Source organism: Legionella steelei, assembly GCF_001468005.1.
Taxonomy (GTDB): domain Bacteria; phylum Pseudomonadota; class Gammaproteobacteria; order Legionellales; family Legionellaceae; genus Legionella; species Legionella steelei.
In genome coordinates this window covers 2,330,999-2,355,389 of sequence record NZ_LNYY01000019.1, presented here as the reverse complement: position 1 = coordinate 2,355,389, position 24,391 = coordinate 2,330,999, and the positions used below count along the sequence as shown (strand labels likewise).

The window sequence follows — 24,391 nt, the reverse complement described above, 5'->3', positions numbered from 1 at the left end:
AGCGATTAAGTTTATTGAGTTATATAACAATTTTCCTAGTTTAGCCTATAATGATTATAAAGGGGTAACTTCTTAGGTCAATCTTTATATATATTGCGAAGTTAGCTGAAAATTCATTTATTGCTTTTACCAGTAAAATGCAATAAATGTAAAGAAACACAAGATATCCTTAATACGGATAAAAAGGGGATGGCATATGAACACTCAAGACTTTTTAACCAGCTATACCAAACGCTTTGTAGATAACAAAGAAGAAGAGATGGGTTTGGAGGAATACCTGGAATTGTGTAAAAATGACCCTGCTGCTTATGCCAATCCAGCGGAGCGCTTGCTCATGGCCATAGGCGAGCCTGAAATGGTCGACACACGTCATGATCCTATTTTATCAAGAATTTTTTCCAATAAAATCATTCCACGATATAATGTATTCGAAGATTTTTATGGCATGGAAGAACCCATTGAACAAATTGTCGGCTTCCTAAAACATGCCGCGCAAGGCCTAGAAGAAACCAAACAAGTGCTTTATCTCTTAGGACCTGTAGGAGGCGGTAAGTCTTCTATTGCTGAAAAATTAAAAGATTTAATGGAAAAAATACCATTTTATGCCATAAAAGGTTCCCCTGTATTTGAATCCCCGCTGTCTTTATTTAATCCAGTAGAAGATGCAGAATTGCTCTGGGAACGTTTTGGGATCCCCTCTCGCTATTTACGTTATTTGATGTCACCTTGGGCAGTCAAAAGATTGCATGAATATAACGGGGATATTAGCCAATTTAGAGTAATAAAAGTCAGACCTTCACGTTTAAAACAAATCGCCGTTTCCAAAACAGAGCCAGGAGATGAAAATAATCAGGATATTTCATCTTTAGTCGGTAAAGTTGATATTCGTAAATTAGAGCACTTTTCTCAAGATGATCCTGATGCATACAGTTACTCAGGAGGGCTGTGTCGTGCAAACCGCGGTCTTTTAGAGTTTGTCGAAATGTTTAAAGCACCAATTAAAGTGCTGCATCCCTTACTAACCGCGACTCAGGAAGGCAATTATAATGCGACAGAAGGTTTATCTTCCATTCCATTTGAAGGGATTATTTTAGCGCATTCGAATGAATCCGAATGGCAAACATTTAGAAACAATAAAAACAATGAAGCATTTATCGATCGTATTAACATCGTTAAAGTGCCTTATTGTCTGCGAGTTACAGAAGAAACGAGAATTTATCAAAAACTTATTGATAACAGCTCGCTAACGCATGCTCAATGTGCACCAGGGACTTTAGACATGCTCTCGCAATTTTCAGTCTTAACTCGTTTAAAAGAGCCACAAAACTCCAGCATTTATTCCAAAATGCGCGTGTATAATGGAGAGAGCTTAAAGGACACCGATCCCAAAGCAAAATCATATCAAGAATATCGCGATTTTGCTGGCGTTGACGAAGGAATGAGTGGCGTATCAACTCGCTTTGCTTTCAAAATTCTTTCTAAAGTGTTTAATTTTGACCACAGTGAAGTTGCAGCAAACCCCGTACATTTAATGTATGTATTAGAACGTCAAATTGAACAAGAACAATTTCCTCAGGAAGTACAAGAATCTTACTTAGGCTTTATCAAAGAATATCTCGCACCCAAGTATGTTGAATTTATTGGTAAGGAAATTCAAACTGCCTACTTAGAGTCTTATTCTGAGTACGGACAAAATATCTTTGACCGCTATATAACCTATGCTGATTTCTGGATTCAAGATCAGGATTATCGCGATCCAGATACCGGTGAGATCTTTGATCGTGCCTTATTAAATCAAGAACTTGAAAAAATCGAAAAACCAGCCGGGATATCTAATCCAAAAGATTTCCGCAATGAAGTAGTAAACTTTGTTTTACGTGCTCGTGCGAATAATCGTGGCAAAAACCCAGTCTGGAATAGTTATGAGAAATTAAGATCCGTGATTGAGAAAAAGATGTTTACCAATACTGAGGATTTATTACCCGTCATTTCCTTCAATGCGAAAGCATCTGAAGATGATAAGAAAAAGCATGAAGAGTTTATCTCTCGAATGATTGATAAAGGGTATACACGCAAACAAGTACGCCTACTTTGCGAATGGTATTTGCGAGTACGTAAGTCACAATAATAAAAATCGTTCTCTCGCTCCCATGAGCGAACGCTTAGGGTACTGCTATTTGTAGTTTGGGGCTGGAATTCGGGATCTACACGAGAAGGACCATGTCCCCACGCAACGACAAATGGGTGCAAGATAAAAGATTATTTGGGGCTAAATTATGTCGCAATTGATTGATAGACGACAAAATGCGGGGAAAAAAAGTACGGTTAATCGCCAACGTTTTCTTCGTCGTTATAAAAATCAGATCAAACGAGCTGTCTCCGATGCTGTAGGTAAAAGAAGTATTACCGAAATTGATCAAGGTGAACAAATAACGATTCCAGCCAAAGATATTTCGGAGCCTATATTTCACCGAGGTCAAGGAGGGCATATAGAGCGTGTACTTCCTGGCAATGATAATTTTATTACAGGCGATAGAATAAGAAGACCTAACAGCAGCTCAGGCAGTGGTGATGGCTCTAATGCCAGCGACACTGGTGAAGGCGAAGATAGTTTTGTTTTTGAGTTATCTCGGGAAGAATTTCTTGATCTGTACTTTGAAGATCTGGAGTTACCTGATTTGATTAAAAAAGAATTAGCGCGTATTAGTACTTTCAAAACGGTAAGAGCGGGCGTAACCACCAGCGGTATCCCAAACAATATTAATGTGCTGCGCTCAATGAAACAAGCAACCGGACGTCGAGTCGCTTTAGCCTCACCGTATAAAAGACAATTAAAAGATGCGATAGAAGAGTTAGAGCAACTGCAAGCACAGCCCATTCAAGACACCGAAGCCTTATTGGGCCTGCAAAAAAGAATTGAATTCCTGAAAAAGAAAATACTCACAGTGCCATTTATCGATACTCTTGATCTGCGTTATAACTTTCGTGTCCGAGTTCCTTCGCCATCAACACAAGCAGTTATGTTCTGTGTTATGGACGTATCTGGCTCCATGGATGAGGCTAAAAAAGACATTGCAAAACGCTTTTTTATTCTTCTTTACATGTTCCTCACCAAAAATTATGAAAAAATAGAATTGGTATTTATCCGACACCACACTTCCGCTAAGGAAGTGAATGAAGAAGAGTTTTTTTATTCTCGAGAAACTGGAGGCACGGTAGTGTCTAGTGCCTTGGAGCTTCTAAGTACTATTATTGAGACACGTTATCCTCCTGAGGCTTGGAATATTTATGTAGCCCAGGCATCGGATGGTGATAATTGGAATGCAGATTCCCCCTATTGCCAGGAACTACTGCAAGATAAAATTATGCCTTTATTGCAATATTTTGCATACATAGAAATCATGCCGCGCCATCATCAAAGTTTGTGGGAAGTATATCAACTGGTGAAAGAGCGCTACCCTAATTTTGCTATGGAAAACATTGATACGGTGGCGGATATCTACCCCGTATTTCATGAGCTATTTAAAAGGAAAACTGCATGAAAAAGAAGAAGCCATTATCTACAGGTGCAGAATGGACCTTTGAATTAATTCAAGACTATGATCGCGAGATTGCGCGCATAGCTAAAGATTTTAAGTTAGATACCTATCCCAATCAAATAGAAGTTATTACTGCAGAACAAATGATGGATGCGTATGCTTCAGTAGGTATGCCAATTGGTTATCATCACTGGTCTTTCGGCAAACATTTTGTTGGCGTTGAAAAAAGTTATAAACGGGGACAAATGGGTTTGGCCTATGAACTCGTGATTAATTCAAATCCATGTATTTCTTATCTCATGGAAGAAAATACCATGGCCATGCAAGCGCTAGTGATTGCGCATGCCTGCTACGGCCATAACTCATTTTTTAAAAACAACTATTTGTTTAAGATGTGGACTTCTGCAGATGCTATCATCGATTATTTAGTATTTGCTCGCAAATACATCAGTGACTGCGAACAACGTTATGGCATCAATGAAGTAGAGGCAATTTTGGATGCTTGTCACGCACTGATGAACTATGGTGTGGATCGATACAAACACCCTACTCCGTTATCCATACAGGAAGAAACAATTCGTCAACAAAACCGCGAAATTTACATGCAATCGCAAGTGAATGAATTATGGCGGACAATTCCACAAAGTAAACAAATCTCTGAACAAGCAAAGAAAAAACAATTTCCAGAGGAACCACAAGAAAATATTTTGTACTTCATTGAAAAAAATGCCCCTCTGCTAGAACCATGGCAGAGAGAAATCGTGCGTATTGTCCGCAAGATGGCCCAATATTTTTATCCACAAGGTCAAACCAAGGTAATGAACGAAGGCTGGGCATGCTTTTGGCACTATACCATTTTACATGCACTATATGATGAGGGCTTGGTTACGGATGAGTTTATGTTGGAAGTCCTCCAAAGCCATACCAACGTCATCATGCAACCCGCGTATAACAGCCCTTATTATAGTGGTATTAATCCCTATACTTTGGGATATCACATGATGCAAGACATCAAACGGATTTGTGAAAATCCTACTGAAGAGGATCAAGCATACTTTCCTTATTTAGCCAATACCGATTGGTTAAGCAGTCTGGATAACGCCATGCGCCACTTCAAGGATGAAAGTTTTATTGCCCAATATTTATCGCCTAAGTTAATTCGCGATTTAAAACTATTTCATATCGTCGATGATGATCGCAGCCCAGATTTGTATGTTAATGCAATTCATAATGAATTAGGGTATCAAAAAATAAGAGAAGCATTGTCTCGGCAATATAATTTAGGTTATTTAGAGCCTGATATTCAAATTTATTCTGTAGATGTGCAAGGTGATCGCTCAATGACGTTGCGATACACTCAGCAAAATAGAGTACCTTTAGGTAATACTACAGCGGATGTATTGAAACATCTTTATTCTTTATGGAAATTTCCTATCGTTTTGCAAGCAGTCAGTCCCGAAAATGAGATCACAGAAGAATACCATTGTCCGCCCTTGCAACTGGAAAAATAATCATTACATCACCCGCTGAGGACCTTTCAGCTCCCTGCGACAAATTGGACAGATTTATTTTCCAATATCGAGGATGACTATTTATTCTTGCAACCTGGGTCCAGCATAGCGGAACCCGAGTTACGGCTTTGCCTTCACCCAGGCTACAAAATGTTTAATTCTTTTTAGCTTGTTCGGCAATGTCGGTACTTGCATACATTTTAATAGCACCTTCTTGATAAGGATCTAGATTAAACACAGTTCCAAATGCTCTCGCTGCTACTTCATTCGTATTGAGATACCAATCACTAATATCGTCAGAATAATACTGTACAATCATGGGCTTAAATAATGCAAATGCGGCTTCATCAAAGTGCCTTAGGCCAATGTCTGCTCTCACAAAATATTTGTTTCCTTTAAGCGCTTGATTGAGCAGCGCCACAGCTTCTTCTGGAGTACTGGGGGCACTTGCTTCGACAGGTACAGAATCAGATGTATAAACCTTTACTGTAACTGCTAACTTATCTCCAAATTCATGAACACGGTTGATAAACGAGGCTAGCGCACGTGCTTTATCCTCTTTACACACAGTAACTTTGATTTCCATTTCAAGCCCATCGCCAGTTAAATCGCTGACTTGTACGCAAGGATCAGCATTTAAGGTTGCACTTAACTGATTGTTTAATAAGTACCAGGGAGGAAGAAGTTTCCCGGCACTCGCGGTGAACGTGACACTACTTAAAAATATACCCAGGAATAGCCCTACTTTATTTATTACTGCTCGACTCATTATTTACATCTCACATGTTATTAAAGAAAAACACCTGTATTCTATGAGTACATCTACATCTAATGCACATCTCTGAAAACCCATTTCCATGGATGTCGACAGAGATGTGTGCAAAAAGAAGATTAATTCATAGCCATATAGTTTACTCTGAAGCCATTTCAATAGCAAAAGCCAAAGCTAACTTCGAGAAATTGGTCATATGCTCAAGACTTAATCGATCCATAGTATCTTTAGAACTGTGGATGTATGGGTTGTGCTCTTCAAAATTCGATTCGCATGGGAATGCTGCTGGAATTCCCACCTCATCCCAAGAAGCATGATCACTACAACCATAACCACATTCTGAATAAGCAACTGGAACCTGAACATAAGTACTAATCAATTCTGCCACAAAATCACTTAAACTCTTGTCGGTATAATCGGTAAATACCCACATGGTCGGATCTTTAGAATCGACACGATAGCCGGTCATATCAAATTGGATTGCCGCTTTTACTGGAATTGAATTATCCATAAAATGCTCCACTACATATTGAGAGCCGACTAAACCCCGCTCCTCAGCAGCATACCAAATAATATAAATAGGACGTTTAAAGGTTGTTTTGGAAGACAACAAAATTCGCGCCATTTCCATAACTGATGAAGAACCACTTCCATCATCCCCTGCACCTGGCATACGACCATCAAGTGTATCCATATGCGCACCAATCACCACCGCAGGTGCATTGATGTCTTTACCAATAACGGTTACTAACGATGGTTGCTTATAATAACTGCCTGTTTTCACGAAAAATGATGTCGTGTCAGTACGGCCACTGGCTACAGTCATGTCATCAAAAGTTTTTTTCAACCATTTTGCCGCATCCACCCCAGTATCTTTCGTCGCTGAGCGGTTATGAAATGAAGTAAGCTGTGTCAAAGTATTCCAGATATTCTCTGGCACGACATCCTGTAATGCAGCATTCACGTCATCTTGATGTTTAATCTCGTAGGCAATGCTTTGTGGTTGCGCTGCTTTAAGGTTTTTTCTCTGCAGAACTCTTTGTGCCGATTGTTTTTTTGCTTGCAGTAAAGAACCCATAATATGGTGGCTTACGTTCACAAAACGACCACAATTCGCGTGATCTGCCAAACGAGTTAGCGCATCGACATCAGCCGCAGAAATATCAATAATCTTAAACTGTTTATTTTCAGCTAAAACCTCATAAGGAGTAGCAATTTTTGCTGCAAGACATTGAGGTACTTGCAACTGTTCATGCACAGGGGCATTTGCTGCCAAAACATGCGTACTAGCCAGCACCGAGGCCACCGCGATATAAGTCATCCATTGATTCAAACGCATTTCCACTCCTAAGTTAAATTAAATTCCAAACGTAATTTCATCGTAAAAATTCACTTTACCGAAATTCTGCAGTGGGATCTACTGTTTAATTTCAGTTTTCTTCAATAAAAAAATAACCACATGCTTTATTTTTAATCTTATTGCTATTGATAATCATTTTCATTTGCGCTACAGTTTGAACCCAATCCATTAATTGAGCAAATAAATGGCAGTAAATAAAAAAAAGTTCAAAAAAATTCCTCGTTACCTTGCTCTAGGGTCTCTGACTGTAGGCGCTAGTTTAATTCTTGGCTTCTTAAGTTTTGGAGGGATGTATGCATTATATCCTGCGATATCTCTAGCATTTGCTGCTTTTGGTCTTTCCGTAGCCTATGAAGGTGAAATTTATTTACAAAATATTAAAGGAGCTTTTAAAAAGTTATTTAAAAAAAATTACTTAGAGAATCACCTCGCCAAAGAATATTTGCTAGAACACTTTCCCCAAGACCTTCAGTCTGAAAAATGCCCTCAGTTTTTCAGAGATTATGAAATCCAGCTCAAACTACTCAGTGAGTTTAGCCATAAGCCACTCAATAAAGAGAGCAAAAAACGAAAAAAACAAATAGAAAAAACGCTCGCGGACATGGAAAAATGGTTTGCCTTGCAATTATTCGCAAGCAAAAATAAGGAAAAGCAATCCGCCTACACGGAAGAGTTAAGAGAATGGTTGAATCAACATGAACAAAATGAGTGGCAAGCACGCTTAGACAAACGACTATCCACCTTTAAGTTTGTTAAAGGCTTTAGTCTTCTCTCCGCAACGTTTATGGGGCTTGGTAGCACCTATCTCATTGTTGAAGCCTTTAGTGTTATTCCTTTGATGGCCGCCATCCCCTTTACTTTTTGGCCAATTTTTATTGTTCCCATGGCAGTAGTTGCTGGAGCTGCTTATGGCATGTTGATTTATAACACGGTCACCGATCTCATTAACAATGACACCATCAACAAATGGAAAACGCGACTGCTCAATGATTTGAGCCAAGGGCTAACTGCTCGAAACCTATTTATGACCGCCACGGCTGTTATTTTAGTGAGCTTAGCAGTTGCACTGACTATTTGTACTGCAGGTACCTGGTGGACTGTGGCAACCAGTGCGCGCCCTCTATTTGAGTGGATGAAAAAAATGCCCAGTTTTATTATGGGCATTATTAATCCCATAGTAACTGGATTCTCTGCTATATTTTTTAATGTACAAAACTCTGCTGAATCCCTGGAAATGCTCTATGAAGCCACCGCCCCAGATACAGAGGCAGGTGCCGAGAAGAAACCCAATGTATTTCAACGCACATACCAAGCAGTCGCCGAGGTACTCACCCATGTATGGGATACTGAGAATTGGCTGCAGATGCTTAACCCATTCCGTCTCCTCTTAAAATTAACGATTACCCCCCTGCGTATTCTGTTTTTTCTTGGCCATTTAGTCAGTGTTGCACTTACCTCAGATCGCATGCCAGGGGTTCCGCAAATCGTGTCTGCACTTGTGGCAATTATCTGTGAGGGATTTGAAGATGCGCATTACTTTATTGGGGCGAAGAAAAAAGCAAAAACATTACTGGAGGAACGTCTAGATTCTGAAGAAGAGCATCTCGATTCAGATATCCCTACTTTTCTTCTTACTGTGCTTGCCTCCCCAGTGTATTTCCTTGCCGCCGTTTGGGATTGGGGGACAAGTAAATTGAATCATCCTGTCTCAGGTGATGCCAAAACCCCACAACCTAGGATACTTACCTTTGTGCAAGCAGGATATAAACAACTAGGGATAGAGGAAGAAGAAGTAAATGTAGCGTTAGCTAAAGATGCACAACGTCCATCAAAACAATGGCAGATTGAACATACTGTTTCGCTGATTGAAAAATATGAACGAAAACACTTAAATGAGGTGTGGTGTGGCGATGAAATCGCTGAGCAGAAAACAGCGGAGCTTGAAAAATTAAAGCAAGAAGTTCGTCAACCTAATGGATCTTCATTAAGTAGCATACTTACGACCGCAAAAAAGAATCCCGTCTATGGACAACATCGATTATTTCCTGCGCTACAAGAAGGTGCGAGCACGGCGACGCAAGAATTTGTTAACGAATTACCTGAGCGCGTTAACGCACTTTAATCATTTCTTTATGCATCATTCTATGGGCCATCCCTAACTGTTAAGTGTAGGGATGGGCTCCCTCGAAATAAATCCCCATAAACACAAACAATCCTATATGTGCCATATCAATACTTAATGTCTATAATACTGCCAATATAGGCAAAATACTCAAAGACTTAAAAGAATATTTTATAAGCCAGCAAAAAGAAATTGGACAGGTACAAATCCCACTACACAAATTAGAAGAGCGAGTGTTCCATGCCAAAGAAGACTTAGAACATATTGATAAAAAAAAACCTATTTTGCAATAATCATGTTGGCAAAATCCTCTATGCAGTACCCTCTTTTATAAACTCTTGTTTCATGTTTTATAGAATGAAAAACACCGCGAAATTATTTTTTTTTTGAGATTATGCCCCTCATTGCATAAATATCCCAATGCAATATGTTTATAATATGGGAACTTTGGCCAATATAAGTTTTGGGGAATCTTTTGAAAAAAATCCTACATTACAGTATCACGTTATTTTTTGTATTTATTGGCATCTGCTGTGCACAACAACGAGAGATTGTAATTACAATTGATGACTTACCTCTGATTGACACGCCGTATGAAGCCATTGAAAATATTGTCCATAGCCTAGTGAAATATGAAGTTCCTGCAATAGGCTTTATCATTGTCAACCGAGTCAATAATAAAACCATAAAGCAATTTAAACTATTCCAAAAAAATGGGTTGGCGTTAGGAAACCACACTTATTCTCATCTGAATTTAAAACATACTTCTTGTGAAAAATACATTGATGATCTGATTAAAGCAGATGTAGTTCTGACGCCGTTTATGTCAAAGCCCAAATATTTTCGCTATCCCTATCTTTCTGAAGGGAAATTGTGGCGCAAAAGTGTCGTTCGTCACTATCTCAATGAGAATCACTATATTGTTGCCCCAGTCACAATTGATAGTCGGGATTTTGAATTTGATGCAGAGTTAGAACAATTAAAAGAACAAAATCCAACAGCATCGTTAGCTGATTTAAAAAAACGTTATCTCGCTTATGTTTGGCAACGAACATTAACCGCCGAAAAACTTACACCAGGAAAACAAGTCTTATTAATCCACGCTAATTTACTAAATAGTTATTTTTTAGATGATTTACTGCACATGTTTGTCGAGCACGACTATCAGTTTATTTCACTAGATGAAGCATTAAAGCAGTAATAAACATTGCACCCAGGCTACAATTTTTTAAAATTAAAGGCCTGTTTTACATTTCGCTAACTTGGGCCAAAATAGTAGAAATATAAACAGGACTAGTTGCTCTGTAGTAATAACTCTTTAGCATGTGAGCGGGTTTGCTCGGTTATAGTCAACCCTCCCAGCATACGTGCAATTTCGTCCACTTTTTCAGCAGATTGCAACAGGGTAATACGGGTAAATGTTTCTTTATTATCGCTGCGCTTTTCAACCATAAAATGGTTGTGCGCTGCGGCGGCAACCTGTGGTTGGTGCGTCACACAAAATACTTGTAACCGTTCGCCCAATTTACGCAACATTTGCCCTACCAAGGCGGCTGTTGCCCCACCAATACCGACATCCACCTCATCAAACAATAAAGTAGGTGTTGCTCCTTGTTGGGCAGTAATCATTTGAATGGACAAACTAATTCGTGACAGCTCACCACCTGACGCCACTTTGTTGAGTGAGTCAAGCTCCATTCCTGGATTAGTGCAAACTTTATACTCCACTTTATCCATTCCATGAGCCTGCATTTTTTCAAGAGGCGTGATTTCGATCTCAACCCAACCTTTAGGCATACCAAGCTGTTGAATACTGCTGGTGATTTCTTTCGCCAACTGTGCAGCTTGTCCTTGCCGTTCTATTCTTAACTTCAGGGCGGCCGTTTCATAGGTCGCCACCAACTGACGATGTTCTATTTTTAGGTGCGCCAATCTGCTTTCGCTGTCTTGTAGCGAATCTAACTCTTTTTGCAAGTTATGCGCATGTTCATGGAGTTGGCTACCATCAATATGATATTTACGTGCAAGCTGATGTATTGCACTCATGCGTGTTTCTATTTCATACAAACGTTCTGGATCCAGATGCACGCGCTCAGCAAATTGCTGCATTTCATCAAATGCCTCTTCGCATTGAATCAATGCGCCATTAATCAATTCAAAAGTATTTTTGATTTGTGTTTGCTCTGCTGGTAATTGACTGAGCAGGTGCAAAATTTGATTTAGGCTAGTACAAAGGTTGGGCTCATCTTCAGAGTTTAATAAACCGTGTATTTGCTGACTTTTTTGCAAATACTCTTTTGCATGATGGAGCATTTGATGCTCTTGATATAAGGTTTCAATTTCATTTTCATGCAAGTTCAACGCCGACAACTCTTCAATTTGAAATTGCAATAATGCGATCCTATCTGCTTGTTGCTCCTGGCCTTGCAATATATCAATTTCCTGCTGAATTTTCTGGCACTGTTTATACAAGCGACTCACTTCATCAAGTAATAGCTGATTCTTGCCATATTGGTCTAACTGTTGACGATGCGTTGTATGATGCATCAAGGTTTGATGCTGGTGTTGTCCATGAATGTGGACCAGTTTCTCACTTAACTCTTTTACTTTTTGTAAGGGAAAGGGTTGACCGTTAATATAGGATTTAGAGCGTCCTTCAGCATAAATGACACGCCGCAAATAAATTTCGCCATCATCACAAGGAATATCATGCGCCACTAGCCATTGTGCGGGCTCAGAGTCCTGTCCCACAAAAAATCCGGCAGTGATATCACATTTTTCTTGGCCAGGTCGAATTACGGAAGCATCCGCTCTATCACCTAAAGCCAGCATCAACGCATCGATCATGATCGACTTACCCGCACCTGTTTCGCCAGTGAAGGCCGTCATTCCTTGAATAAAATCTAACTCCAGGTGTTGCACAATCGCAAATTGTTCAATACACAACGTAGTGAGCATGTTCTATTCTATCCTTGATGTTTGGATTCCCAACCCAGTTTTGATCGTAATGTATCATAATAATGATAATCAAGAGGATGCAACAAACGTAATTGATGATTATTTTTTTGAATGGCGACTTTTTGTCCGGGTTTGACCATTCTCGACTCATGGCCATCGCAGCTCACGCGCAAATCAGTTTCGTTAAACTGGCTGATCTGCAGTTCAATTTTAGCCTCTCCATCAATAACCAAGGGACGTGAACTCAGGCTATGAGAAAACATGGGCACAAGAACAATCGCATTCAAATGAGGATGCATGATTGGACCACCCGCAGATAAAGCATAAGCTGTAGAGCCTGTAGGTGTGGATAAAATCATCCCATCCGAACGATAATGACTTACCAATTGTTGATTAATGTATACCGAGAACTCAACGAGGTGTGTTTCCTTGCCACGACCTAAAACAACATCATTAAGTGCATCACCTTCAAAATAAGTATTCTCTTCATCGTATATTTTGGTATGAAGAAGAAAACGTTTTTCTTCTTCATAATGACCAGCTAAAACTGCACTGAGCTGCGTTTCCAACTCATGGGGCATAATATCGGTGAGAAATCCCAAACGACCTCGGTTAATCCCAATGACTGGGGTACCGACTTTAATCGCCATGCGTGCAGCAGAAAGTAAACTTCCATCACCACCAACAACAATAATCAAATCATTTTTTGCACCCATATCTTCTCTGGCCAATACCGGGACTTGCGCCTCAAATCCCGCAGCCGTATCGATATCTTGATAGATTTGAACATTTTGTTTCTGCAAAAAATCAACCAAACGGTATAAACTTTCGTTCACCCCTTGATTCGCCCTGTGCTGGCGAGCATACAAGATGACCCGTTTGAATTGAACTTTATTCTTCAATGTTTGCTGTTCTTGATGCTTTTTTTCGTTCATGTTCTTTCAATGATTTTTTTCTTATGCGAATTGAGTCAGGAGTTACTTCAACTAACTCATCATCATCAATAAATTCCAATGCCTGTTCTAAAGTTAACTTAACTGCAGGAGTTAATATAATGTTTTCGTCAGTACCTGAAGCGCGCATATTCGTTAATTGCTTTTCTTTAGTCACATTCACAACTAAATCATTATCGCGTGCATGAATCCCAACAATCATTCCTTCATAACATACTGTTTGTGGTTCGACAAATAATCTGCCTCGTTCCTGCAAGTTAAATAAAGCAAAACCACGTGCCATTCCTTGACAGTTAGCAATCAATACCCCGTTAGCACGCTTGCCTATGCGTCCTTTAATTGCTGGACCATAATGATCATAAACATGATACATTAAACCAGTACCTGAGGTAGATGACAAAAATTCGTTATGAAAACCGATAAGGCCACGGGTAGGAACCATGTAGTCAAGACGCACACGTCCCTTGCCATCTGGAACCATATTTTGTAATTCACCACGACGCTCACCCAATTTTTCCATAATAGAGCCTTGATGATTTTCTTCCACATCTACAGTCAGATGTTCATAAGGTTCTTGTTGTTCACCGTCTACTTCGCGAATAATTACTTCAGGCTTACTAATTGCTAATTCATACCCTTCACGACGCATCGTTTCAATAAGAATAGATAAATGGAGTTCGCCTCGACCAGAAACGCGAAACTTGTCTGGATCGTCACAATCGTCAACCCGCAAAGCCACATTATGTAATAATTCCGTTTCCAAACGTTCGCGAATTTTTCGTGACGTCACAAACTTTCCTTCCTGACCTGCGAAAGGTGAATCATTAACTTGGAACGTCATACTAATTGTTGGTTCATCAACCGAAAGCACAGGCAATGCTTCAACCATATTCGGATCACAAATCGTATCCGAAATTTTAAGGCCTTCAATACCTGTAATTGCAATAATATTACCGGCACCCGCTTCTTCAACTTCAATACGTTCAAGGCCTTTAAAGCCTAATAATTGTAATAATCGGCCAGTGCGAATATTGCCATCTTTATCGATAATCTTCACTGCAGATTTTGCTTTAATCTGTCCGCGCGTGATTCGACCGATACCAATAGTTCCTACATAAGATGAATAATCTAAGGAGCTGATTTGCATTTGGAAAGGACCATTTGCATCCACTTTCGGTGCGTCGACTTTATCAATAATTGTCTGCAATAAAGCACTCATATCGGTCGCTTCATCTTCCAGATTTAACTTAGCATAACCATTTAATGCAGATGCATAAACAACCGGAAAATCCAATTGCGCATCAGTTGCACCTAGATTATCAAAGAGATCAAAAACTTGATCCATAACCCAATGTGGGCGTGCTCCAGGACGATCGATTTTATTAATCACCACGATAGGGTTTAAGCCACGAGCAAACGCTTTTTGCGTCACAAAACGTGTTTGTGGCATTGGCCCATCAACTGCATCCACCAACAACAAGACGCTATCAACCATCGATAAGATACGCTCTACTTCGCCACCAAAATCAGCATGCCCTGGAGTATCAACAATATTAATTTGATGATCTTTCCAATACACACAAGTATTTTTGGCGAGAATGGTAATGCCTCGCTCCTTTTCTAAAGCATTGGAATCCATTACACGTTCAACTTTAGGTGCTCTCTCATTGAGTGTACCTGTTTGTTGCAGTAGCTTATCTACTAGCGTGGTTTTACCATGGTCAACGTGGGCGATAATGGCGATGTTGCGAATCTGATCAATCATAAATAACCTTCGAAGGAAAAACAGAATATTTGTACATAGATTTGACATTATACATGAATAAGCAGCTAAAACCTACCTGCTTGTTGTATTTTAGCAGTAAAACTGGAGTTATACGCTGTTACTTGTGACTTGTAGCCTGGGTGCAGCGCAGCGGAACCCGGGAGACAATTATGACATTTCATCCCCGGGTTCCGCTGCGCTGCACCCAGGCTACGATTCTACTATCCAATAAATATTTTCCGGGCACGCGTACGTTCACGTAAGCTCCGGCCTGCAAGTTGTTTTTTAGATGCTAAAATAATAGTGAGGGGCTAAAAATAGGGAGTAATGATGAAACAACTAATTTTACATCCCACCGACATCAGCCAATGGCACGCATTGGTTAATGAGGCGCAAGCCGCGACTCAGTTGATACTCAATGAAAATACTGAAAGTTATTTGGTGTTTTTATTAATGCGTTTTTCCCAAGGACCTAAACTTATTGAATCGGTTGTTGCACTTGATTTTCTTGAGTCCATGCACAGGCCAAGAACTTTGCAAATGGAATTGTTACGGGATGTAGGTGATAAAAGTTTACTTTTTTGTGGGCTGTTTCCTGGAATTGCCAAGAGACGCCACGTCAGCCTTGATTATTTCTCCGGAATGGGACAAGCTGCTTATCTTACTATTGGCGAGTTAGAAGGAAAGCATACCGCAAGTCTGTACATTCAACTTAGTGAGCAATTCCTTACTTTACAACACATATTACAAGCCATGCGTGGAGAATGTATGGACCTTATTCAATCGGAGCAGGGGATCTTATCTTCTATAAAATTTACGTTACAATAAAGTAGATTATTGTAGCCTGGGTGCGGCACAGCGGAATCCAGGGTTATGGGACAAGATTTTATTCGGAATCCTGAATTATGGCTTCACCATCCCCCAGGATTCTGCATGAGCTATCCCTTATGGAATAACATCGTCACATCTATCGGATCAAAAGTATATTTCTTGTTGCAAAAATCACAGCGAATCGCAACTTCGCCTTGTTCCTTTAATAATTCTTTTGCATCTTCCTCACCTAAAACAGTCAATACCTGTTTCATTTTCTCCAAGCTACAGCGACATTGGAACTGCGTCTTGCGGCTATCAAATATCCTGAGTTCCGTCTCATGGTAAAGACGATGAAGTAACGTTTCATTATCTAAAGTGAGTAACTCATGTTCTTTGACTGTTTGGCCCAAATGGACTGCGTACTCCCAAAATTGTTCTCTTTGTATCGTATCTTGACCGGGCATCAACTGCAGTAACATCCCAGCAGCTGCATTCTCATTTACAGCCAACCAAACTTGCGTAGAGACTTGCTCAGATTGAGCAAAATAATTCATGAGATTCTCACCCATGGAAGTTGATTGAATAGGAACCATACTTTGATAGGAGTTGGTTTTATTGTACTGATTAATAGTAATTACCATCTGCCCTTCAAGAAAAGCAGCCGCGTACTCTTTTGTTTCCAGACACTCAATAAATTGAGCAAAAGCCCTTACATTAAACTCATGGTCGCATTGCACCAATAATAAGGGGAGTCTTTTATCACCCTGAAATTGCAAATTTAAACTGCCTTGAAATTTAATACTGGATGCCAAAAGCAGACAAGAAACTATAGCCTCTCCCAACAAATTTTTAACCATAGGAGGATAGTTCCGTTGGCTCATAATCGTTTGATAGGTATTTTCTATATGGACAATTTCGCCACGAATATTAGCATGTTCAAAAATAAAGCGTTGTAGGGTGTCGGATTCTTTCATAACGGACTCAAAATAAAATTACGGCAAGCCACAGGGAATCCCGTGACCGTGCAAAGTATAACATAATTTTTTCGTAATTTTCCTGGAGAAAAAATTATCTTGGGCTATGCTTTTAAAACCTCCCTCTGAAAAATTAAAGGACTAAATCATGATAGATAAAAACATACTTGCACCCTTATTTAAAACCATTGATAAAGTAGTTTTCGGGATTGAAGAACCTAAAGAACCAGAAACCAAACCCGAATTCATTGAAATTGATACCGAAGAAGAGTTTGATGTCGAACGCTCCATGAATTAGTAGTTGATTCACATATGCCAAGCGGGCAATAATCGCTCTTTTTTTGAGTGAGAAATCATTAAGATGTTAAATAGCCAACAAATGGCAGCAGTACATTATATCGATGGACCTTTATTAGTTCTTGCTGGAGCTGGAAGCGGTAAAACACGAGTCATAACGCAAAAAATAGGCTATTTAATTAATACCTGCGGCTATGCCGCAAATACAGTGTGTGCAGTAACTTTTACCAACAAAGCAGCCAATGAAATGCGTGCTCGCGTTGCCGCTGTTCTGCCAGCAGCAAACCGCCGCGGTTTAAAAGTAGCAACCTTCCATACTTTAGGTTTAAGCATGATTAAGCGCGATCTTGCTTTATGTAATCTGAAAAAAGGATTTTCTATTTTCGACAGTGAAGACTGTTTACAAATCTTACGGGGTTTTTTACCTACCAATAAAGCAACTGAACGCGAATTTATTCTCCAAATCCAACAACGAATTTCGCGTTGGAAAAATGATTGCCTAACACCGGAGCAAGTCGTTACACTTGCATCTGATGCGCCGTATCATGAAGAGGCGGCCCTGCTGTATCCGCGTTATCAACAAGCACTAAAAGCATACAATGCCGTCGATTTTGATGATTTAATCCGTCTTCCCGTCAGTCTCTTAAACGAACATCCTTCCGTATCTGAATATTGGCAAAACAAAATACGTCACTTATTGGTTGATGAATACCAAGACTCAAACACCAGCCAATATCTTTTGGTAAAAAAATTAACCGGAATCCAAGCCCGTTTTACTGTAGTAGGCGATGACGACCAATCCATATACGCTTGGCGGGGTGCCAAACCGGAAAATTTGCAACAGTTACAGCAAGACTACCCGCAATTGAAAATAATTAAGTTAGAACAAAATTACCGTTCAACCAACATTATTTTGCATACCGCCAATCATCTTATTGCCAACAATCAGCATTTGTTTGAAAAAAAATTATGGAGCGAGTTTGGTCATGGTGAGCTATTACGTGTTATCCGTTGTAAAGATGAAAACGATGAAGCAGAACAAGTAGTAACTGATTTAATTAGTCATAAGCTACGCGCAAGAACAGAGTATGGCGATTACGCCATTTTATACCGCGGTAATCATCAATCACGCATATTTGAAAAAGTGCTACGCCATTATGGTATTCCTTATAACATCAGCGGCGGTCAGTCGTGGTTTGCTAAAGCAGAAGTCAAAGATGCGTTCGCTTACTTGAAATTACTGTGTAATGAGGCAGATGATGCCGCTTTTTTAAGAGTGATTAACACCCCCAAACGCGGCATAGGAGAATCCAGTCTTGATGCTTTAGGGCATTATGCACAAGGCCGGGGAGTTAGCCTTTACACGGCAGCAGACCACCTTGCACTAAGTGAGTATATTGCCGAAAAACCTCGTGCGGCCCTGCTTACTTTTAAATCCTGGATAGAGGAAATCAAAAAGCAATTGACTAATGGATCGACGCTGGAACTTTTAAAGCAACTGATCGAAGACAGTGGTTATGAAGCCTATATTTATGAACAATGTGATACTCCCGCAAAAGCACAGAAAAAGATGGAGAATGTCTGGGAATTGTTGGAATGGGTAGGACGGTTATTAACTAAAAATCCAGAACAAACTTTGGCCGAAGTCATCAACAAATTAATTTTGATCGACATTCTGGAGCAGGCCGATGAGCAGGATAATGAAACCTTACAACTTATGACCTTACATGCATCAAAAGGGCTAGAGTTTCCTTATGTTTATTTAGTTGGAATGGAAGAAGAGTTATTACCACATCGAGTAAGCATCGATGAGGATCATATTGAAGAAGAAAGACGTTTGGCCTATGTCGGGATTACACGAGCACAAAAAGGATTATGTTTTACCCTAGCCAAACAAAGACGCCGAGCGGGTGAGTTGCAAGATTGTTTGCCAAGCAGATTTTTAGAGGAGCTGCCCTCCGAACATTTAGAATGGTTTGGTAAAAACGTCGAACGCACTGAAGAGCAATCCAAAAGTTTGGCCAAATCCCATTTGGCAGGATTAAAGAATTTGCTAAGTGAATCGTAATTTGCGCTTTAATTGTAGTTGTAGCCTGCGGCGCAGCGAAACCCGGGCTACGATCTTATAATTAATCCTATATGCAGATTTTATCTCCATTGATATACTGAACCCATGAAAAAAAATATCATTCTGTTCATTGTTTCTTTTGCCATGTTTATGGAGGCAGTGGATACTACGATTATCAATACAGCAATTCCCGTGATGGCGCAGAGTTTAGATGTCAATCCAGTGGATTTGAAATTAGCGTTGATTAGCTATCTTTTGAGTTTAGCAATTTTTATTCCCATTAGTGGTTGGATCGCCGATAAATTTGGCATGAAAATTGTTTTTATTACAGCCATCTCGGTGTTTACTTTGAGTTCTATTTGGTGCGGGTTTACAAATAACCTATCGGAGTTAATTTGCGCTCGTATTGTTCAGGGCTTAGGTGGCTCATTAACTATGCCCATTGGTCGACTCATTATTTTACGAACGTGTGAGCGACATGAATTAATCGCCAAAATGAGTATTGTGGTCATGGTTGCCTCATTAGGGATGATGCTTGGACCTTTATTAGGAGGAATTATTACCTATCATTTTTCCTGGCGTTGGATTTTTTGGGTTAATATTCCCGTAGGCATACTTGCGGTAGGCTTATCAAGTAAATTGTTACCGTACATGCCTCCACGCCCAGTTCCTCCACTGGATAAAGTGGGCTTTATTCTTTTTGGTATTGGCTTGGCCACCCTAACCTTCGGTTTATCGATGGTTAGCGAATCGAATGTAACGACAGCGCAAATCGGTACTGTACTCCTTATCGCGCTCCTTTTATTGGGCGGCTATACCAAACACTCCTATAAAAGAAAGCACCCTATAGTTAAGGTAGAACTCTTACATACGCGTACATTTTTTATTTCAGTTGCGGGCAATTTATTATCCCGTCTCAGTTTTGGAGGCGTTCCTTTTTTATTGCCACTACTATTACAAATTGCTTTGGGCTATACACCTAGTCTATCTGGCCTATTGCTCGCCCCCATCGCTTTAGGTGTTTTCTTAGTAAAACCTTTATCTTTATATATACTGCGCTGGTTTGGTTATAAAAATTTATTAATTTTAAATACGATCTTAGTCAGCATTTCTCTTTGGTCCTTTTTCACCATCAACCAGCATTCGTCTGTATACGGCATTGCCTTTTTGACTTTTGTTTATGGGTTCTTAATCGCATTACAATATACTGGTATGAATTCACTCGCCTATGCAAACATTACAGAAAACGATATGAGTGCGGCCACCAGCATCATGAGCACAACCCAACAATTAGCTCAAAGTTTTGGTGTTGCCGTTTCAGCAATCTTACTGAATTTTTTCATTTATAAATATTCTGTGAATCATGTTTTATCCATCCAAATATTCCATGATACGTTTCTCATGCTTGGAATCCTGACTTTTTTTTCAGGGATCATTTTTACTTTTCTCAAAAAAGAAGATGGGCTTGAGCTCATTGAAACTCCCGAAAAGCCCTCCTTATAAAGTTTTTAGCGCCATTCTGCCTGCTTTTAAATGAAAACGGCTAAAAGATCGTAAAGTATTAGAATTTTTAATCAAAATGCTCTATGATGGCGAAGCATTATTTGTTGTTTTTGCATTAAATGTAAAAAAAATTAAAAATATTTAATAAAAAACAGCACAATTAATATAAATAATGCTACAATGTCCTGGTAACAATTTAGGAAATTAACATGTCAGATAAAATTCGTGGTACAGTAAAGTGGTTTAATGAGTCCAAAGGTTTCGGTTTTTTAGAAAGTGGCGGTAAAGATTATTTTGTACATTTCAGTGCAATTCTTGGCACAGGGTTTAAAACTCTTGCTGAAGGTGCAACAGTAATGTTCAAGCCAAGCAACGGACAAAAAGGTCCTCAAGCTGAAGAAGTTGAAGTAGTCTAAATCATTTCTTAAACCCCCTATTTGCTTAAATATGACAATATTTTTGTGGATAGGGGGTTTTTCTTTGTAAAAATTCCCAATACAATATTTTCTCGATTAAGCGCATTGCGTCTGACCGATATTGCTGACCATCTGGTTTGTGCAGGATACTATTCTGAATGACTGGAAGGTTATAGCAATTATACAATAGACCTATTCATAACCTCGGATTTTGCTTGGGGTCTAATCACGAACGCCATTCTGAAATACACAAGGAGTTGTAGCATGAGTAAAAAAATTGCAGTCATCGTTGGAAGTTTGCGCAAAGAGTCCTACAATAGAAAAATGGCAAAAGTACTTATTTCTCTTGCACCTAAATCTCTCGATCTACACATTATCGAAATTGGTGATTTGCCACTATATAACCAGGATCTCGATGACGAAAACCGACCTCCAGCTGCCTGGATTCAATTTCGCGAGCAAATGAAAACATATCAAGGAGTTTTATTTGTCACTCCAGAATACAATCGTTCTGTTCCCGGTGTACTTAAAAATGCAATCGACGTAGGTTCTCGACCTTATGGCAAAAGTATTTGGAGCAAACTGCCAGGCGCCGTCATGAGTGTTTCCCCTGGAGCTATTGGGGGTTTTGGAGCAAACCACCATTTAAGACAATCATTTGTCTTCTTAGACATACCAACCTTGCAGCAACCAGAAACATACATTGGTATGGCGGGAGATTTATTTGACGCGCAAGGGAATATTGCCAAAGAAGACACCCGAAAGTTCCTAGAAAAATTTATAGCGACTTATGCCGATTGGGTTGAGCTTAATACGAAAGGCTAGTGCAAAAAATAAAATATCCTAGGTCAAAGTACACCCGAAGAAATAGGCTGGGCTGTTAAGCCCAGCGTAACAACACAACTTCCAAAGTTTTTTTCAAAAAATAAGATTCAAAAATTGCTGGTCTTAACTGCCCAGCCTGCTCTCTACGCGAACGCAGAATTTATGGCAATAATACTTTAACCCTGCCAACGCGCAACAATACCTACATCGAGATCAAAAAGATCAAGTATTCTTCCTACGCTGTAATTGATAATATCGTCAATTGTTTCTGGTTTGGTATAGAACGCAGGCATTGCAGGACAAATGATTGCACCTTGTTGTGTCAGTGAGACCATGTTTTGCAAATGCCCTAAATGCAATGGTGATTCGCGAGGCATAAGTACTAACTTTCTACGCTCTTTTAGGGTCACATCGGCTGCACGACCAATTAGATTATCACTGGTTCCATGAGCAATCTCCGCCAAAGTTTTCATCGAGCATGGGGCAACAATCATTCCCAATGTTTGAAAAGAGCCACTAGCAATACTTGCCCCCACATCGTTCCATGAATGATAGACATCCGCTAATGCTTTCAATTCAGTAAGAGATAAATTGGTTTCGTACTTACGTGTCAATTGTGCTGACTTACTGACAATCAAGTGCGTTTCAATAGCAGTGGGTCGTAGTAGTTCTAAAAGACGTACTCCATAAATCATACCTGATGCACCAGTAATTCCGATAATTATTCGCGCAGCGCTCATAAGTGTTTCCTCGTGATTGAAGCGATTAGGTTTTCAGGCATAAAAACAAAAAATCCGGCAGATTTGCTACCTTTAGCTTGTATAGTAGGTTTCAACTGTTATTTCTAAGATAAATTATTTCACATAAATAGAATCTTCACAAAGCAAAATAAGTGGAAAATATAGACATAAAAAGGTAAATTGCACAAATTACTACAAACAGCAAGAAATAAGAGAGCCAGATTATGCAAATTACAGCGGCCGCAGAAGACACCATAGTAAGTTCTTTCCCCATTGCGATCATCACCAGTATTTTTAATCGTCAGGTCACCAAAGCGCTGCAAGAAGGAGCAATATCACAACTTCTGAAGCGTGGCTTTAACGGACATGACATTAATTCATTTGAAGTACCCGGAGCCGTAGAAATACCGTTAATCACAAAACGTATCGCTATGCAAAAAAAGGTACAATCAATTATCACCCTAGGTGCAGTAATTCGTGGCGAAACCAGTCATTATGATCTAGTTTGCAATATGGTAAGCCAAGGATGTTTACAGGTCTCATTGGAATATAATATTCCTGTTATTTTTGGTGTACTTACTACAGATAACGAAGAGCAAGCATGGGATAGATTAGGTGGAAAAGGTGGACATAAGGGAGTCGATGTGGCCAATGCGGCCATCGCAATGCACCAAACGTTAAGTCAATTGTAAAACAGGCATAATCCATGACGAATCACTACGAGCAGTTTGAACAGCGTAAGCAAGATCACATCAAATTGGCTTTAATGCCTGACAATCAAACTGCAGAGCTCAGTACGTTCGATAGCATCCATTTAGTACATGATGCCCTCCCCGATTTAAATTTTGATGAAATAAGTATCAAAAGTTCCCGGCTTGGCCAAGAAGTAGAAAAGCCCTTTCTTATCAGCTCCATGACCGCAGGCCATCGGCGTGCAAAGCACATTAATCACAACCTGATTGAGGCATGTGCGTTGAACGGTTGGGCAATGGGTGTTGGCTCACAAAGACGTGAACTCACTGATCCCAAAGCTGCTTTTGAATGGCAACATTTACGCCGTGACTTTCCTGAAGTCAGCTTGTACAGTAACTTAGGGATAGCGCAATTAATCACTAATCCCTTGAGCGATATCCAACGCTTAACTGATGTATTACAAGCTAATGCATTAATTATCCACTGCAATCCCTTACAAGAATGCATGCAGCCCGAAGGGACAACACACTATAAAGGCTGCTGGCAGGCTTTGGCTGATGTGGTTAAAAATCTTCCTTTACCCATTATCATTAAAGAAACCGGCTGTGGTTTTTCACGTGAAACAATGATGCGTCTCAATGAGATTGGTATTGCAGCGATTGATGTGGGAGGCTTAGGTGGCACCCATTGGGGACGCATTGAAGGGCATAGAGCAACTCATGATCCAATTCGACAACAAGCAGCCATTACTTTTCAGAATTGGGGAATTGATACCGCAACATCAGTACGCCATGCAGCGGAACTCAAACCATCTTTTGAAATTTGGGGCTCAGGCGGTGTGCTTAACGGCTTAAATGCAGCAAAACTTTTTGCTTTAGGAGCATCAACCGTAGGTTATGCAAAACCGATGCTCGAAGCAGCTTTAGAGTCATCAGCACAAGTCAGTTTATGTATGCAAACGATAGAATATGAATTGAAGGTAGCGATGTTTTGTACCGGAAGTCGAGTATTGGCCGATTTAAAGAAAAAATTGCAGCGCTAAATTGCTAAATTGATACATCTTCACCCTAAATCTTTGAACC

The 24,391-nt window shown here is 39.8% G+C and carries 20 protein-coding genes; 13 read left to right on the top strand and 7 right to left on the bottom strand.

What is annotated here, in order from left to right; translation table 11 throughout:
• Nucleotides 1-196 precede the first annotated feature (196 nt).
• The 3 genes from Lste_RS14375 to Lste_RS14365 all read left to right on the top strand — a co-directional run bounded on the left by Lste_RS14375 (nucleotide 197) and on the right by Lste_RS14365 (nucleotide 5,050).
• The gene (locus Lste_RS14375; RefSeq protein ID WP_058511603.1) at nucleotides 197-2,128 is read left to right on the top strand and encodes a PrkA family serine protein kinase; all 1,932 of its coding nucleotides are present in this window, start codon (nucleotides 197-199) and stop codon (nucleotides 2,126-2,128) included.
• A gap of 148 nt (nucleotides 2,129-2,276) precedes the next feature.
• Nucleotides 2,277-3,542, top strand: a complete 1,266-nt coding sequence (locus Lste_RS14370; RefSeq protein ID WP_058511602.1) for a YeaH/YhbH family protein — start codon at nucleotides 2,277-2,279, stop codon at nucleotides 3,540-3,542.
• Nucleotides 3,539-5,050, top strand: coding sequence for a SpoVR family protein (locus tag Lste_RS14365; protein ID WP_058511601.1), 1,512 nt, complete (start codon nucleotides 3,539-3,541; stop codon nucleotides 5,048-5,050). The genes Lste_RS14370 and Lste_RS14365 overlap by 4 nt, the downstream gene beginning before the upstream one ends.
• Nucleotides 5,051-5,204: 154 nt before the next feature.
• Here Lste_RS14365 and Lste_RS14360 read toward each other — a convergent pair whose 3' ends face one another.
• Both Lste_RS14360 and lapA read right to left on the bottom strand, forming a co-directional pair.
• Entirely contained in the window at nucleotides 5,205-5,819 is a 615-nt protein-coding gene (locus Lste_RS14360; protein ID WP_237760490.1) for a group-specific protein, read from the bottom strand.
• Between the two features lie 142 nt (nucleotides 5,820-5,961).
• Nucleotides 5,962-7,161: an aminopeptidase LapA gene (gene lapA / locus Lste_RS14355; RefSeq protein WP_058511599.1), complete on the bottom strand. Its 1,200-nt coding sequence runs from the start codon at nucleotides 7,159-7,161 to the stop codon at nucleotides 5,962-5,964.
• Between the two features lie 205 nt (nucleotides 7,162-7,366).
• On the opposite strand from lapA, the gene Lste_RS14350 reads away from it, so the two are divergent.
• Nucleotides 7,367-9,304 (top strand): hypothetical protein, encoded by a 1,938-nt coding sequence (locus Lste_RS14350; RefSeq protein WP_058511598.1) that lies wholly within the window; start codon nucleotides 7,367-7,369, stop codon nucleotides 9,302-9,304.
• A 475-nt stretch (nucleotides 9,305-9,779) separates the two neighbouring features.
• Entirely contained in the window at nucleotides 9,780-10,505 is a 726-nt protein-coding gene (locus tag Lste_RS14345) for a polysaccharide deacetylase family protein (protein WP_058511597.1), read from the top strand.
• A 92-nt stretch (nucleotides 10,506-10,597) separates the two neighbouring features.
• Here the strand turns inward: Lste_RS14345 and recN are convergent, their stop codons facing one another.
• The 3 genes from recN to typA are packed head-to-tail and all read right to left on the bottom strand — an operon-like array spanning nucleotide 10,598 to nucleotide 14,980.
• Entirely contained in the window at nucleotides 10,598-12,262 is a 1,665-nt protein-coding gene (recN, locus tag Lste_RS14340) for a DNA repair protein RecN (protein WP_058511596.1), read from the bottom strand.
• A gap of 8 nt (nucleotides 12,263-12,270) precedes the next feature.
• Nucleotides 12,271-13,197: an NAD(+) kinase gene (locus Lste_RS14335; RefSeq protein WP_058511595.1), complete on the bottom strand. Its 927-nt coding sequence runs from the start codon at nucleotides 13,195-13,197 to the stop codon at nucleotides 12,271-12,273.
• Nucleotides 13,154-14,980, bottom strand: a complete 1,827-nt coding sequence (typA, locus tag Lste_RS14330; protein WP_058511594.1) for a translational GTPase TypA — start codon at nucleotides 14,978-14,980, stop codon at nucleotides 13,154-13,156. The genes Lste_RS14335 and typA overlap by 44 nt, the downstream gene beginning before the upstream one ends.
• 330 nt (nucleotides 14,981-15,310) lie before the next feature.
• Between typA and Lste_RS14325 the strand changes: the two genes are divergently transcribed.
• Nucleotides 15,311-15,808, top strand: a complete 498-nt coding sequence (locus Lste_RS14325) for a hypothetical protein (RefSeq protein ID WP_058511593.1) — start codon at nucleotides 15,311-15,313, stop codon at nucleotides 15,806-15,808.
• Nucleotides 15,809-15,918: 110 nt separating this feature from the next.
• Here the strand turns inward: Lste_RS14325 and hslO are convergent, their stop codons facing one another.
• The gene (gene hslO / locus Lste_RS14320) at nucleotides 15,919-16,767 is read right to left on the bottom strand and encodes an Hsp33 family molecular chaperone HslO (protein WP_058511592.1); all 849 of its coding nucleotides are present in this window, start codon (nucleotides 16,765-16,767) and stop codon (nucleotides 15,919-15,921) included.
• 148 nt (nucleotides 16,768-16,915) lie between these two features.
• On the opposite strand from hslO, the gene Lste_RS19410 reads away from it, so the two are divergent.
• From Lste_RS19410 to Lste_RS14300, 5 genes are all read left to right on the top strand, one after another.
• Nucleotides 16,916-17,065, top strand: coding sequence for a hypothetical protein (locus Lste_RS19410; protein WP_193393410.1), 150 nt, complete (start codon nucleotides 16,916-16,918; stop codon nucleotides 17,063-17,065).
• 63 nt (nucleotides 17,066-17,128) lie between these two features.
• On the top strand, nucleotides 17,129-19,132 hold the full coding sequence (locus Lste_RS14315; RefSeq protein WP_058511591.1) for a UvrD-helicase domain-containing protein: 2,004 nt from the start codon (nucleotides 17,129-17,131) through the stop codon (nucleotides 19,130-19,132).
• A gap of 105 nt (nucleotides 19,133-19,237) precedes the next feature.
• Nucleotides 19,238-20,635: a DHA2 family efflux MFS transporter permease subunit gene (locus tag Lste_RS14310; protein ID WP_058511590.1), complete on the top strand. Its 1,398-nt coding sequence runs from the start codon at nucleotides 19,238-19,240 to the stop codon at nucleotides 20,633-20,635.
• A 209-nt stretch (nucleotides 20,636-20,844) separates the two neighbouring features.
• On the top strand, nucleotides 20,845-21,051 hold the full coding sequence (locus Lste_RS14305; RefSeq protein WP_010652353.1) for a cold-shock protein: 207 nt from the start codon (nucleotides 20,845-20,847) through the stop codon (nucleotides 21,049-21,051).
• A 264-nt stretch (nucleotides 21,052-21,315) separates the two neighbouring features.
• The gene (locus tag Lste_RS14300) at nucleotides 21,316-21,876 is read left to right on the top strand and encodes an NADPH-dependent FMN reductase (protein WP_058511589.1); all 561 of its coding nucleotides are present in this window, start codon (nucleotides 21,316-21,318) and stop codon (nucleotides 21,874-21,876) included.
• 176 nt (nucleotides 21,877-22,052) lie between these two features.
• On the opposite strand, the gene Lste_RS14295 is transcribed toward Lste_RS14300, so the two are convergent.
• The gene (locus tag Lste_RS14295) at nucleotides 22,053-22,616 is read right to left on the bottom strand and encodes a UbiX family flavin prenyltransferase (protein WP_058511588.1); all 564 of its coding nucleotides are present in this window, start codon (nucleotides 22,614-22,616) and stop codon (nucleotides 22,053-22,055) included.
• 224 nt (nucleotides 22,617-22,840) lie between these two features.
• Between Lste_RS14295 and ribH the strand changes: the two genes are divergently transcribed.
• On the top strand, nucleotides 22,841-23,308 hold the full coding sequence (ribH, locus tag Lste_RS14290) for a 6,7-dimethyl-8-ribityllumazine synthase (RefSeq protein ID WP_058511587.1): 468 nt from the start codon (nucleotides 22,841-22,843) through the stop codon (nucleotides 23,306-23,308).
• Between the two features lie 14 nt (nucleotides 23,309-23,322).
• Nucleotides 23,323-24,351, top strand: coding sequence for a type 2 isopentenyl-diphosphate Delta-isomerase (gene fni, locus Lste_RS14285; protein WP_058511586.1), 1,029 nt, complete (start codon nucleotides 23,323-23,325; stop codon nucleotides 24,349-24,351).
• The last annotated feature ends 40 nt before the right edge of the window (nucleotides 24,352-24,391 follow it).

Bases quoted from the DNA above. Each gene is read 5' to 3' on its own strand.
- Lste_RS14350 (WP_058511598.1), top strand. From the start codon at position 7,367: ATGGCAGTAAATAAAAAAAAGTTCAAAAAAATTCCTCGTTACCTTGCT.
- fni (WP_058511586.1), top strand. From the start codon at position 23,323: ATGACGAATCACTACGAGCAGTTTGAACAGCGTAAGCAAGATCACATC.
- hslO (WP_058511592.1), bottom strand. From the start codon at position 16,767: ATGAAAGAATCCGACACCCTACAACGCTTTATTTTTGAACATGCTAAT.
- Lste_RS14325 (WP_058511593.1), top strand. From the start codon at position 15,311: ATGAAACAACTAATTTTACATCCCACCGACATCAGCCAATGGCACGCA.
- Lste_RS14315 (WP_058511591.1), top strand. From the start codon at position 17,129: ATGTTAAATAGCCAACAAATGGCAGCAGTACATTATATCGATGGACCT.
- Lste_RS19410 (WP_193393410.1), top strand. From the start codon at position 16,916: ATGATAGATAAAAACATACTTGCACCCTTATTTAAAACCATTGATAAA.
- typA (WP_058511594.1), bottom strand. From the start codon at position 14,980: ATGATTGATCAGATTCGCAACATCGCCATTATCGCCCACGTTGACCAT.
- Lste_RS14300 (WP_058511589.1), top strand. From the start codon at position 21,316: ATGAGTAAAAAAATTGCAGTCATCGTTGGAAGTTTGCGCAAAGAGTCC.
- recN (WP_058511596.1), bottom strand. From the start codon at position 12,262: ATGCTCACTACGTTGTGTATTGAACAATTTGCGATTGTGCAACACCTG.
- Lste_RS14305 (WP_010652353.1), top strand. From the start codon at position 20,845: ATGTCAGATAAAATTCGTGGTACAGTAAAGTGGTTTAATGAGTCCAAA.
- Lste_RS14335 (WP_058511595.1), bottom strand. From the start codon at position 13,197: ATGAACGAAAAAAAGCATCAAGAACAGCAAACATTGAAGAATAAAGTT.
- Lste_RS14310 (WP_058511590.1), top strand. From the start codon at position 19,238: ATGAAAAAAAATATCATTCTGTTCATTGTTTCTTTTGCCATGTTTATG.
- Lste_RS14375 (WP_058511603.1), top strand. From the start codon at position 197: ATGAACACTCAAGACTTTTTAACCAGCTATACCAAACGCTTTGTAGAT.
- Lste_RS14365 (WP_058511601.1), top strand. From the start codon at position 3,539: ATGAAAAAGAAGAAGCCATTATCTACAGGTGCAGAATGGACCTTTGAA.
- Lste_RS14360 (WP_237760490.1), bottom strand. From the start codon at position 5,819: ATGAGTCGAGCAGTAATAAATAAAGTAGGGCTATTCCTGGGTATATTT.
- lapA (WP_058511599.1), bottom strand. From the start codon at position 7,161: ATGCGTTTGAATCAATGGATGACTTATATCGCGGTGGCCTCGGTGCTG.
- ribH (WP_058511587.1), top strand. From the start codon at position 22,841: ATGCAAATTACAGCGGCCGCAGAAGACACCATAGTAAGTTCTTTCCCC.
- Lste_RS14370 (WP_058511602.1), top strand. From the start codon at position 2,277: ATGTCGCAATTGATTGATAGACGACAAAATGCGGGGAAAAAAAGTACG.
- Lste_RS14295 (WP_058511588.1), bottom strand. From the start codon at position 22,616: ATGAGCGCTGCGCGAATAATTATCGGAATTACTGGTGCATCAGGTATG.